Below are 12,462 nucleotides of genomic sequence, written 5' to 3' on the forward strand. Positions count from 1 at the left end.
GCAATGACTACTTTCGCGCCTGTTGCCTTGAACGCCACGGTCGTGTCCATGCTGGTGGACGCCGGTTTGCCAGTGAGTGACCTGGAAGGCGGCGGACGCAAGATCTTTGGTGGGCTCCACGAGAAGGGTGAACTCATTGGTGTTGTCGGTATCGAGCTGTACCTGCCTGCCGGCTTGCTGCGCTCCCTTGCAGTCGTCCAGAGTCACCGAGGACTGGGCTACAGTTCGGTGCTGGTGAGCCATGCAGAACAAATGGCAGCCAAGGAGGGGGTCACAGAACTGTTCCTACAGACGGGCACTGCAGCACCTCTATTCGAACGTTGCGGATACAGACATACGTCACGGGTCGAAGCGCCTGAATCGATCAGTCGATCGCAGCAGTTCGCAAACATATGTCCGGGGACCGCAGCATTCATGGTTAAGCACTTGTAGTCATCGTGGCCGGAGGAATTGCTCAGCAGGGCAGGGAATTGGGATTTTTTCGGAGCTTGCATTGACTACCGCTTGTGACCGAAGCGGACACGTCTGGACTTCGATGCCGTAAAGCCTTTTCCGGGTTGAGCTAACCCTCGCTAATAACTGCAGGAGACCATGCCTAGTGTCGTCGCTCGATCCCACAACAAAGGAAAGCGCTTGGCGCGTCTTCCTGGCGTTCCTGCGACTAGGCCTGACCTCGTTCGGCGGTCCGATCGCACACTTGAGCTACTTCCGTCTTGAGTTCGTCGAGCGCCGCCGTTGGCTGACCGACCGCAGCTACTCCGATCTGGTGGCCCTTTGCCAATTACTGCCAGGTCCCGCCAGCAGCCAAGTAGGAATGGCGTTGGGCTTGTGCCGCGCAAGCTGGCCCGGTCTGCTAGCCGCTTGGGCGGGCTTTACCCTGCCATCGGCCGTGCTGATGATTCTGTTTGCCTTGGGAGTTGCCGGATACCAAGGCATCGTTGAATCCGGCTGGCTGCATGGCCTGAAGATCGTAGCAGTTGCCGTGGTAGCGCAAGCCGTATGGGGAATGGCCCGATCCCTGTGTACGGACCGTTTGCGAGTAGGGATGGCGTTCTTCGCCGCCGTGGCGACGTCGGTATTGCCCTCGGTCGTCGGCCAGATGGCAGTGATCATTTTCAGTGGGCTACTCGGTCGCTGGGCGCTAAAAATCGAACCGGCATCCGATCAGTCCCCATGCAGCTATCCCGTCTCGCGAAGAACTGGCACGGTGGCACTGACATTGTTCGTGCTGCTACTTGCTCTGCTGCCGATGTGGGCGGCTACGAGCAATTCCCCCCTGGCTGTTCTGCTGGAGGGCGTATACCGCGCCGGCGCTCTGGTCTTTGGCGGCGGCCATGTTGTTTTGCCCTTGTTGCAAACTGCGGTCGTGCAGAGCGGCACCGTAAGCACTGCGGATCTGCTTGCCGGGTACAGTGCGGTACAGGCTGTGCCAGGTCCTCTATTCACTCTTGCAGCGTACTTAGGGGCAATGGCCGACGGACCGCTAGGTGGCTGGGTAGGTGGCTTTGCGATGTTGGCAGTCATTTTCCTGCCCGCCGTACTCATCCTCGTGGGGGTCCTGCCGTTCTGGGAGTCTTTGCGCTACCGCAAGGATTTGCAGGCTTCGATTGCCGGCGTCAACGCCGGGGTGGTCGGAATCCTGCTGGCTGCGTTGTACGATCCGGTGTGGACAAGCGCAATCCATAATCGATGGGATGTTGCGGTGACGTTGGTGGCATTCGGGCTACTGGTCGTCGTGCGTACACCTCCGGTCCTGGTCGTGTTGCTAGTTGGCATGGCGGGTTGGGCGATGGCGCGATAAAACCACTAGATCGGACAGTCACGACAGCGGAAAGTTCTAGCGTTCGCCTCGCTTACGCTATGCGCTGGAAATTTCAGTGGGGACCAAAAGCAGGTGCGCGGTAACGCACGCGATGGACGCCAGTAGTTCCGTTGCCTACTCCGCACAGCTCCATGGCTAGCAGTCTCGTTGCAATGGGAGCATTGGCACCCCGCACATACATCGCGACAAACCCCGACGTCGCCATGAATGCAAAGGAAAGATGCATCGCGAGCACACGTCGCTCTTAGCCAAAGATAGCCGTTGTCTAACCACACCCAGCCCAAAGCCTGCGCGCGTAAGCGGTGCGCGGAACATCGATCGGTGGTCAGATCGAAAGGCAGGACGAAGAAAGCCGAGCCGCCTCCGGTAGATAAGCTCGCCACGCACGCAATGAGTGCCCACCTTGCAAGGTGGGATGGCGGATCCAGCGATCGCGAACGAGGACTAGGGGATTTCGGGATTCAGGGTGTCTATCGGGGGGGATGTCTGCTTTTGGCCGATCAGAAAGGGTCTTGGCTAGGTTTTGGCATTAAATCTCGTTCTTACTAAGCCAATCCCGGCAATAAAGTTTTGCGAGACTGTTTTCTGCCCGGCACATGGAAGTCCTCTGGCATCGACCTATGCTTCGTTCGATGACGTGTGCGTCGAATCCTTAAGGAGAACAAAGATACTCATCCTCCGCGTCCGGGGTGTGACAGGGGGCAGCTCGACCTTGACCGGCAGTAGCTCGCGGTTGTCCAGCGAGAGGCGGTATCACTTGGGGCCCCCAATGAGGTCGTGGTGCAACAAGAGTAGCATCCTCATCGTCTCCGCTGCACTGGCCGCGTTCTCCTTCGTGACTTGCCGCCGCGCCGTGTTCTTACAGAAGGGTCACTGCGAGATCGAATAAGGTGCTTGCTGCACCACTCTTTAGCCGTCGCTTCCCCTGTTATGAATCGAACGAGCGATCGCAACATGGGTGAGAAGGACAGAGAGGGATCACGTAATGCCGCAACCCAGTATGTCGATACGAAGACCGCGGAAATACCGCAAGCAAGAATGGATGCGGCGAACCAACCTTCGCTTAATGCCCCCGCCTCTGGAGGGTTAGATGCTGAAAGAAATGCGGAAAATGCAAAAGCAATCGAATGCATCACCATTACGGAAGTTGATGCGGTTATGCGCGCTTTGTATCGGACGGACGCACAAACGGATGTTGTTGATGCGATCAGTACGAGAACAAATGCAGCACATAGCACCACAAGTTCAAACACCTCTCTCATTCGTGCCGTCGAGGTCATGACGGCAAGCAATGCCAGCGCAGCTATCATGACGCCACTCCCCGGGAACAACCATGCACGTGCGGCGGAGCTAATCTGAGAAGCCGCCGCCAGGTCAGCAACAACTGCAGCGACCCACGCCATGACCAGGCCCCCGCCGGCGACAGTGGCAGGAATCCACATCATCGATTCGTGCGGATTGGGTGCAAGCGGCTGCATTGCCAGCATGCCCCACACAGATGCGGCGACGAATGCAGCCAGTGGCACGACCGCTCGGTATCTACCCTTCATGACTGACCTCGAGTGCGAACAGCTGGCGACTGGATCCACCTTCAGAGGTGACGAGAATCCGCTTATTCACTTCGACTGAGCCCCTCCAGCAGTACCGCTCGTGCCTCGATTGAGGATTGGATAGAGAGCCTGTAGCCAAAACGCGGCAACGTATGGATCAACTTCTCTTCGCATGGCCCGTCAACAATCTTACGCAGACTGGATATCTGCGAACGGAGCAGGTCATGGTCAGGCGCCTGATGCCCCCAGACTGCGCGTTCAAGTTGCTCCCGAGACACAGCTCCTGGACTCTCCCGCATCAGAACTTGCAGAAGCTTCCAGGATGCAGGGTAGAGATGAAGTCGCCTCCCTGCACGGAACACCTCCAGCGTCGTCAGGTCCATGGTCAAGTTGCCCACCGTGAGTTGACGCATTCCAACCCTTCCGCGAGAGCGGGCGACTAATGCCTCCAAGCGAACCTCAAGCTCAAGCAGTTCGAAGGGTTTGGTGAGGTAGTCATCCGTACCTGAGCGAAATGCATTGATCTTGCTAGCGAGATCCGCCTTAGTCGCCAGCATGAGTACCGGAACAGACGCGTTATGATCCCTCCGCAGGCTTCTCACCAAGTCCAGCCCGCTGATGCGAGGGAGTTCCCACCCCACGACGACGACGTCGTAGTGGTTGGACACGGCCAAGTGCAGGCCTGTTACACCATCCAGCGCAACGTCCACGCTGTGATGCTTGGTTTCGATCTCGCCAAGTACGTTCCGGACGACTTGCCGGTCGCTGTCAATCAGCAGAATTTCCACGATTAGGATTCCCGGAATCCAAGCAACCTCAGTGCATTGACCACCACCAACAGCGTGGTCCCCTCATGCACCGCCACGGCGGGGCCTATGCCCAAACCCATGACGGTGGCAGGCACGAGCAAGGCAACCACGCCGAGGCTCACGTAAAGATTCTGGCGAATAACACTTTTGGTACGTCGACTGAGCGCCACGGAAAAAGCGACCTGCCGCAGGTCCTCTGACATGAGCGCAACATCCGCCGTTTCCAAGGCGACATCGGATGAAGCCGCACCCATCGCGATACCCACGTTGGCGCTGGCCATGGCGGGCGCGTCATTGACGCCATCGCCAACCATTGCAATCCTTTGGCTTGCCTTGATCTCCCGTATGGCGGAGACCTTGTCGTCCGGCATGAGGTTGCCCCACGCTTGATCTACCCCGACGTCTCTGCCTACGGATTGCGCGACGAGTTGGTGATCACCGGAGATCATGATCATCTGACTCACGCCCAGTCCACGCAACTTGTCCAGCGCTTGGCGTGCCTCTGCCCGCGGGGTGTCCATCAAGCCGATGACGCCCAGATCCCTATCGCCCAGCCGCACCGCCATCGTCGTTCGCCCGCGACTGCGTAGCACATCGATGCCTTCTTTGGCGGACGGGCCCAAAGCCGGAACCCCGTCAGCCCCGAACATTTCCGCCTTCCCGATCCAGGCAGTCTGCCCACCAACATCCGCACGCACTCCTCGTCCGGCGAGATTCTCGAATTCATTGGCCACCAACGTGACCGGCCCGGAAAGGCGCGTCTTCCCATCAGCAACGATGGCGGCCGCCAACGGATGGTCACTCAGCGCCTCCACGGCGACGCTGACCTCTAGCAACTCTTTCTCGGTTACGCCCTCCGTCACAAAAATGTCGGTCACGCGGGGCTTGCCCTCGGTCAGGGTGCCGGTCTTGTCGAAGGCGATTGTCGTCACCATGCCAAGCTCCTCAAGCGGCGCACCGCCCTTGATCAGCACCCCGCTACGTGCAGCGCGTGCGATGCCGGCTAGAACAGCACTGGGGGTGGCAATGGCCAGTGCGCACGGGCTGGCAGCAACCAGTACGGCCATGGACCGGTAGAAGCTGTCACGGAACGGCTCGTCTATCACCACCCAGGAAAACAGTAGAACGCTGGCAAGCACCAGAACGCAGGGAACGAAGATGCGCTCAAACTTGTCTGTAAGACGTTGGGTGGGTGATTTTCGTGTCTCGGCCTCGCTGACCATCTTGACCACGCGTGCAAGCGCGGATTCCGTAGAGCGCCGGGTAACCTCCACCTCCAACGCTCCGGAGCCGTTGATGGTGCCGGCAAACGCTCTCGACGCCATGTCGACTGCATCGGGACGGCGCCTCGCTTCTTCGGCGTCAGGCACCGGATGTTTGTCCACCGGGATGCTCTCACCTGTCACCGGTGCCTGGTTGACGTTGCTGGATCCCTTGACCACGAAGCCATCAGCCGGCAACCGATCATTCGCTCTTACCAGCACGATGTCACCAAGCTGCAGCGCGGCGACCGGCACTTCCACAGGTCCGCCCTCCTTCACCACCAGGGCAGTCTCCGGTGCCAGTTTGGCGAGGGCCTCGATGGCGCGCTTGGCGCGCCCCATGGCGTAGTTCTCCAGCGAATGACCCAGGCTGAAGAGGAACAGCAGCAATGCGCCCTCTGCCCAGGCTCCAAGGGTGGCGGCGCCTGCTGCTGCCACCAACATGAGCGTATCGATCTCGAAACGCTTCTGTCGAATGTTCTCAATTGCTTCGCGCAGGGTGAACCATCCACCGAACACGTAGGCAAGCATGTACAACGCCGTAGGCAACCATGCGATCCTGAACGCACCCGATTTCTCAATTATGAAGCCGGTCACGAGCAGTAGCCCGCAGATTATGGCGAACATCAGCTCTGCATTGGCTCCAAGCAGGCCGTCATGGGAATGGGCGTCTCCCTTATTCGGGGATGCGCCGCTTTCTGTTGCTTGGCTCATCTCTATTCTCCGATTGTGATCTGAGCATTCAAGGCTCGGGCGCAGCAGATTCTGCGCCCGAGCGCGGTGTCAGCTAATCAGTGATCTTTGTCCTTTCCTACGGCAGCGGTGCTTGGCTTAGCCATGCGGCCAGCAAAGGTGGGAAGCACCAGCAACGTGAGAATGGTCGCGGTAAGCAAGCCACCAATAACGACGGTAGCGAGCGGCTTTTGGACCTCTGCACCCGAACCGCTGGCGATGGCCATGGGAATGAAGCCGACAATGGCCACCAGCGCAGTGGTGAGGACGGCGCGGATACGACTCGCTGCGCCGTTGAGAGACGCCACCAGCGGTGCATCACCTGCATCAAGCCGTTCTCGGATGGCCTGCATCAGCACCAGGCCGTTCAGCGTGGCAACGCCAGACACCGCAATGAACCCCACGGCGGCAGACACCGAGAACGGCATCCCCCTCAGCAACAAAGCCAGGATGCCGCCCACCAGCGCCAGCGGTACGCAGCTGAACACGAGAATGGCTTCCTTGGCGCTACGGAGCGCCATGAACAGCAGTGCACCAATCAACAGGAACACAACCGGAACCACCGCCGCCAGTCGCTTCTCTGCCCGCTGCAGGTTTTCGAACTGCCCGCCCCAAGTGAGATAGGAACCTGCAGGCAGCTTCACGTCCGCTACCGCCGTCTGCGCTTCGCCAACAAACCCGCCTAGGTCACGCCCACGGACGTTTGCTTGCACCACGATGCGACGGCTGCCGTTGTTGCGACTGATCTGATTGGGTCCTTCGCTTATGGTGATCCGGGCGACTGACGAAAGCGGTATTACCGCACCGGAGGGTGTGGCAATGGGCAACGAGCTGAGCTGATCCGGATTGTTGCGGGCGGCATCATCCAAGCGCACCACCACGTCAAAGCGGCGATCACCCTCGAAGATCTTTCCCGCAGCAGTGCCGCCGATGCCAGTCGACAGAGCGTCGCTCACATCGGCCGCGGTCAACCCGTACTGCGCAGCTGCAAGATGGTCGATCTTGACGTTCAGGGTTGGCAGGCCGGAGATCTGCTCGACCCGTACATCCGCCGAGCCTTGGACGCTACGCAGCTTGAGCGCCACCTGGTCTGCAACCTTCTGCAGATCACCGAAGTCATCACCGTAAATCATCACGGCAAGATCGGTGCGCACACCGGAGATGAGCTCGTTGAAGCGCAGTTCAATGGGTTGGCTGAACTCGAAGCTGTTGCCGAGCTGCTTCGAGGCCACGGACTCGAACCGACCGACGAGCTCATCCTTCGAAAGTTTCGGATCCGGCCATGCGCTTCTGGGCTTCAGCACGATCACGCTGTCGGATATGTTGGTGGGCATCGGGTCGATGGCCGCCTCCGCGGTACCTGTCCGGGAGAACACCGTCTCCACTTCCGGCTCCTTGGCAATGGCTTTCTCCAGTGCCAACTGCATGGCCAGTGACTGCTCCAACGAGGTCGAAGGAACTCTCAGCGCCTGCATGGCCAGGTTGCCCTCATCCAGCGTAGGCATGAACTCACGGCCCAACATCATGAAGGAGGTCACACCCACAGCCAGGGTGAGCACCGCGCCACCCAGCACCACGCGCGGCATGGCGACAGCCCGCTCAATCACAGGCTCGATCCGGGTGCGCAGCACCTTGATGAGTTTGGTCTCGTGCTCGCCGTGATGGAGCTCCTCGCCCGGCTTCATCTTCGGCTCCCGCACCCAGAGGGCGGTCAGTGCCGGCACCAGGGTAAAGGAGAAAATGAACGCGCCCATCAGCGCCAGCATGAAGGTAGCCGCCATTGGCTGGAAGGTTTTTCCTTCGACACCTTCCAACGTCATGATCGGCAGGAAGACCAGCAGAATAATTAACTGGCCGAAAGCCGCAGGGCGCGCCATTTTTTTGGCCGATTCCGTGGCCACCTTCATCCGCTCCGTGGCAGTCAGTGGCCTGCCCAGTTCGACGCGGCGCTGACCCAGCATCAACAGCGTGGATTCAATGACAATGACCGCGCCGTCCACGAGGATGCCGAAGTCCAACGCACCTAGGCTCATCAGGTTTCCGCTGATCCCGAACCGGTTCATGCCGATCACGGCAAACAGGAACGACAGCGGAATCACCAGTGCCGTAATGGTCGCGGCACGTAGGTTGCCCAGCAGCAGGAACAACACCACCACGACCAGCAGTGCGCCTTCGGTCAGGTTCTTGGCAACCGTCTTGATGGTGGAGTTGACGAGCTGGCTTCGGTCCAGCACGGGCACGGCAAAGATGTTTGGCGGAAGCGACTTGTTCACCTCTACCAGCCGGTCCGCAGCGGACTGAGCGACGGTGCGGCTGTTGCCGCCAGCGATCATCAGCGCCGTACCCAGCACGGCCTCGTGTCCGTTGCGGCTGGCTGCACCGAGACGCGGAGCGCGACTGAGCTCGACATCGGCAACGTCGGCGACACGGATCACCACGCCGTCCTTGGTAGCCACCGGGGCCTGCGCCAGGTCGCCTGTGGTCAAAGCTAGACCGTCGGCGCGAACCACGAGGCCCTCGCCAGCGCGTTGGACAAAGCCTGCGCCAGCTTGCACGTTCGACCGCTCAAGCGCTTGGACGAGGTCGGACAATCCCAGTCCGTATGCCGCCAAACGTGCGCTATCCGGATGGACGCCATACTCCTTCACATAGCCGCCCACCGTATCCACGCCGGCAAGGCCTGGGCTGGAGCGCATTTGGGGAGCGATTATCCAATCCTGCACGGTGCGCAGGTATGTGGCACGCTCTTCTGCGGTTGTGAGTCGGTTGCCTTCTGGCGTTAGGTAAACCTCGCCCTCCTGCCAGCCGGCTTGCCCCTTCGGTGCCAGGTTCTTCGGGTCGTAGTCGGTGAAGTCGACCGTCCACATCAGCACCTCGCCCAGACCGGTAGTCACCGGTGAAAGGACCGGGGATACACCTTCCGGCAAGTCTTCCGCTGCTTCGCGCATGCGCTCGGCAACCTGTTGTCGCGCGAAATAGATGTCGGTCTGGTCGGTGAAGATCGCCGTGACCTGCGAGAAACCGTTGCGCGACAACGAGCGGGTGGTGTTCAGGCCCGGGATGCCGGCCAATGCCGTCTCAAGTGGATACGTCACCTGACGCTCGATCTGCTCCGGTGTCAGTGCGGGCGCGATCGAATTGATTTGCACCTGTCTGTTGGTGATGTCCGGGACCGCGTCAATGGGCAGCTTGCTCAGCTGGAAGAGACCCCAGCTGGCCACCATTGCGGCGAGGAACACCACCAACCAGCGGAAGCGGACCGCTGATTCAATGATGATAGTGAACATGTATGGTTTCCTTAGTGGCCGTGCTCGGCTTCACCCTTAGCCAGTTCGGCCTTGAGCAGAAAGGCATTGGTGCCTACGATGCGCTCGTCGCCTTTGAGGCCGTTGACGATCTCGACGCTGCCGCCGGCACGACGTCCCACCATCACTGGCGTGGCTTTGAAGCCTTCCGGGGTTTCGATAAATACCACGCTGGCACCGTTCACTGTCTGCACGGCATCGGCCGGTACGCTGAGCGAATCGGCGTCTCCGTCGGCCACCACCAGCGCCGAAATCGGCGAGCCTGCAGGCGGCAAGGTTGCGGTCAGTGGCTTCGCACGAATCACCGTGGTGCCACCCTGCTGACGGATGTCGGCGGCCACACCGGTGACCTCTGCCTGGAATGCGCCCGTCGGAGCGGTCACCTCCAGCTTCATACCGGCGGCGACCTGTGAGGCCAGTGCAGGTGGTGCGGTGAAGACCAGCTCGTTCATGTCCGGGTTCGAAACGTCGGCGACCACACTGCCCGCTGATACCACCCCGCCCGGCGTAACCTGCACGTTGCCGACGACGCCCGACACCGGGCTGGTAATGCTCACGCGGCCGGAACTGTCGGGCGAGCCATTGGCCGCCGCCTGGGCACGTGCCGCCGCAGCCGCCGCTTCCGCGGCGATCGAGCGCGCACGCGAGGTCTCCATCTCCTGGCGGGCAACGACGCCTTGCTCCACCAGCGCCTTATCGCGCCCATACACCAATCGGGCGACTTCGGCCTCGGCTCCCGCCGAGACCGCAGCTGCACGGAATGTAGCCGCGTCACCGCTGACCACGACAGCAAGCGTCTGGTTGGCCTTCACCTGGGAGCCCGGTGCCACGAGGACACGTTCAACGCGACCGGTGACGGTTGCCGCGACCGATGCACGCGCACCAATGGAGGGCTCCACGCGTCCTGCAATGCGCGTGGAAGCACCACCGCCCCGTCCTACGGCCATCACGCCCACGCCGGACGCCTTGATCTGGTCTGCGGTGAGCTTGACCACGCCCTCTGGGGCCTCTTCCTCTGCATGTGCGCCAGCTTCCTCGCCGACATGGTCGTCGGCGGGCTTGGTATTGCCCTCACCTTCGCCTTTACCTTCCTGGTGGCCATGGCCGTCATCTTTTCCCGATGCTTCCTTTTCGGTCGCGGGGGCTTCGCTGGAACCCTTGCAGCCGGTCAATCCACCAGTGAGAACCAGGGCCGACAGCAGCAGCGCGCCTACGAGAATGGGGTTACGGGGCTTGTTCATTTCTGCTCCAGAAAGGGGACGCGTCCTTCGAGACGGGCAAGTTCAATTTCGGCGGCGACGCGTGCCAGTCTTGCGTCTACGGCAGAGGCGCGCGCAGCGATCAGGGTCGAGCGGGTGCTGCGTAGCTCCAACTGGGAGATGCGGCCTGTTTCAAACCCGATGCGGGCGAGTCGGTAGGCCTCCTCGCCGGCCGTGACGCTATCGTCCGCAGCCCGCGTTCTGCTGTTGGAAGCCTTCAGTGATGCGATCGCGGAAAGGCGGTTGGCTTCACTCTCGCGCTTCTGCTGCTCAAGCCGAGCATCGGCAGCACGCTGCTCGGCATATGCTGCGCGAATCCCGCCGCTGTTCCGGTCGAAGAGCGGGATCGAGAGACTCACTCCGATGTTGTAGGCACGCTCGTTTTCGAGGCGGAAGTTTGTCTGTGCCACGGTTGCGCTCAGGTCGGGAAGCGCGCGCTTGCGTTCCACGTCCACGAGCCTGCCCGCCGTCGCCGCCTCAGCCTCGGCGATCCGGACTGCCAATGCTGCACGGGTATCGCCCATGGGCAGCGGGGGCGCACGATCCAGCAGGCTTTCACTGATGGCGTTTACGGATGCATCCAGCTGCGCTGCTCCTGCCAGTCGCGCAAAGGCCGCATCCCGGGATGCCAAGGCTTCGTCGAGCGCGGCCTTTGCATTGGACACTTCACTCTGCGCCTGCAAGGCACGGAGCTGGGGCTCCCGCCCCTGTTGGACCATGGCACTGGTGGCGTCGGCGTCGTCCTGGATGAGCTGGAGTGCTTCATTAGCGAGCTCATAGCGTCTCAGTGCGCTCTCGGCCTGTGCATAGGTCGTTGCCAGGAGCGCGGCCACTTCGCTCCGGCTCAATTCGCTACGCAGCCCTGCGGCCTGGGCTTCGCTCTGCGCTGCACGCACACGCGCACCTCGCTGACCGAATAGCTCCAGCGGTTGGGACAAGGTGATGATCGAATCGGCGTTGCTAGTGCCGCGATACGCGCCGGTGCCCTGCGCGTTCTCAAGGTCGTAGGAGAGCGTCGGATTCTTGAGTGCACGTGCCTGTTGAACACGGGCATCGGCGGCTTCAGACAATGCAACGCCTTGAATGGTGCCCGACAGCTGATCAAGACGAACTAGCAGGTCTTCATAGGAGGGCGAAGCTTGCGCTGACGCAGGCCCCGCAGGCGCGAGCGCCAGCAGGACAGCCACGAACAGCCCGGCCGCCTGAAGCGGCCGACGTGTGGAGGTCGACATTTAGATTTTTCCAGAGGTGAAAAGAAACGAGATCCCGCACTACGCGGGTCAAGCTCTGATCAGCCCTGGGGCGGACGCGTCAACCCATCAAGTACAACGGCATAGGCGTTGATGCCAGTAAACGCGTCCCATGCTGCCGACACCACCTGCGGCGGCGGGCTCACAGCTTCCAAAGGAAGACTGGCATTGGAATGATGGCAGTGGCCATGACTGCAACCGGCTGCCGGGACCTCGTGGTCTGCCTTCCCATCCGGGTCACTCGCAACATCCTGTGCAGCACTCGCCGTTGCGTGCGACTCAAGCGCGCAAGCCAGTGTGTCGGAAATGGGCACGACCACAAACGCCGCCATCAGCAGCATCATCAGGTAGAGCCCAATTTTCCGGGAAGTTTCACGCATTCGGGAAGGCTATCAATGACTTGGGCATGGATACAATAACAATAGAGGCCGTTGCGACACGGGTTCGGATCTAAGCACCCGTTGGACAGCTAC

At 60.8% G+C, this 12,462-nt stretch carries 9 protein-coding genes; 3 read left to right on the forward strand and 6 right to left on the reverse strand.

The genetic code is table 11. The features are described from left to right. The first annotated feature begins 3 nt into the window (after positions 1-3). From arsN2 to ACVOMB_RS10980, 3 genes are all read left to right on the forward strand, one after another. Positions 4-432, forward strand: coding sequence for an arsenic resistance N-acetyltransferase ArsN2 (gene arsN2 / locus ACVOMB_RS10970; RefSeq protein ID WP_481531204.1), 429 nt, complete (start codon positions 4-6; stop codon positions 430-432). A gap of 166 nt (positions 433-598) precedes the next feature. Next, the gene (chrA, locus tag ACVOMB_RS10975) at positions 599-1,801 is read left to right on the forward strand and encodes a chromate efflux transporter (protein ID WP_481531205.1); all 1,203 of its coding nucleotides are present in this window, start codon (positions 599-601) and stop codon (positions 1,799-1,801) included. Positions 1,802-2,776: 975 nt separating this feature from the next. Next, positions 2,777-3,181, forward strand: a complete 405-nt coding sequence (locus ACVOMB_RS10980; protein WP_481531206.1) for a hypothetical protein — start codon at positions 2,777-2,779, stop codon at positions 3,179-3,181. Between the two features lie 253 nt (positions 3,182-3,434). On the opposite strand, the gene ACVOMB_RS10985 is transcribed toward ACVOMB_RS10980, so the two are convergent. From ACVOMB_RS10985 to ACVOMB_RS11010, 6 genes are all read right to left on the reverse strand, one after another. Beyond that, entirely contained in the window at positions 3,435-4,160 is a 726-nt protein-coding gene (locus tag ACVOMB_RS10985) for a response regulator transcription factor (RefSeq protein ID WP_481531207.1), read from the reverse strand. A gap of 2 nt (positions 4,161-4,162) precedes the next feature. Continuing rightward, the gene (locus ACVOMB_RS10990; protein WP_481531208.1) at positions 4,163-6,157 is read right to left on the reverse strand and encodes a heavy metal translocating P-type ATPase; all 1,995 of its coding nucleotides are present in this window, start codon (positions 6,155-6,157) and stop codon (positions 4,163-4,165) included. 77 nt (positions 6,158-6,234) lie between these two features. Next, positions 6,235-9,462, reverse strand: coding sequence for an efflux RND transporter permease subunit (locus tag ACVOMB_RS10995; protein WP_481531209.1), 3,228 nt, complete (start codon positions 9,460-9,462; stop codon positions 6,235-6,237). Between the two features lie 11 nt (positions 9,463-9,473). Beyond that, positions 9,474-10,721: an efflux RND transporter periplasmic adaptor subunit gene (locus ACVOMB_RS11000; protein ID WP_481531210.1), complete on the reverse strand. Its 1,248-nt coding sequence runs from the start codon at positions 10,719-10,721 to the stop codon at positions 9,474-9,476. Further along, positions 10,718-11,971, reverse strand: coding sequence for a TolC family protein (locus ACVOMB_RS11005; protein WP_481531211.1), 1,254 nt, complete (start codon positions 11,969-11,971; stop codon positions 10,718-10,720). The genes ACVOMB_RS11000 and ACVOMB_RS11005 overlap by 4 nt, the downstream gene beginning before the upstream one ends. Positions 11,972-12,030: 59 nt before the next feature. Next, positions 12,031-12,369, reverse strand: a complete 339-nt coding sequence (locus ACVOMB_RS11010; RefSeq protein WP_481531212.1) for a hypothetical protein — start codon at positions 12,367-12,369, stop codon at positions 12,031-12,033. Positions 12,370-12,462: the final 93 nt, after the last annotated feature.

This window comes from Stenotrophomonas sp. STEN018 (assembly GCF_056760235.1).

Excerpts from the sequence above, each read along its gene's own strand:
- arsN2 (WP_481531204.1), top strand. The coding sequence starts at position 4 with ATGACTACTTTCGCGCCTGTTGCCTTGAACGCCACGGTCGTGTCCATG.
- ACVOMB_RS10980 (WP_481531206.1), top strand. The coding sequence starts at position 2,777 with ATGGGTGAGAAGGACAGAGAGGGATCACGTAATGCCGCAACCCAGTAT.
- ACVOMB_RS10990 (WP_481531208.1), bottom strand. The coding sequence starts at position 6,157 with ATGAGCCAAGCAACAGAAAGCGGCGCATCCCCGAATAAGGGAGACGCC.
- ACVOMB_RS10995 (WP_481531209.1), bottom strand. The coding sequence starts at position 9,462 with ATGTTCACTATCATCATTGAATCAGCGGTCCGCTTCCGCTGGTTGGTG.
- ACVOMB_RS11000 (WP_481531210.1), bottom strand. The coding sequence starts at position 10,721 with ATGAACAAGCCCCGTAACCCCATTCTCGTAGGCGCGCTGCTGCTGTCG.
- ACVOMB_RS11005 (WP_481531211.1), bottom strand. The coding sequence starts at position 11,971 with ATGTCGACCTCCACACGTCGGCCGCTTCAGGCGGCCGGGCTGTTCGTG.
- ACVOMB_RS11010 (WP_481531212.1), bottom strand. The coding sequence starts at position 12,369 with ATGCGTGAAACTTCCCGGAAAATTGGGCTCTACCTGATGATGCTGCTG.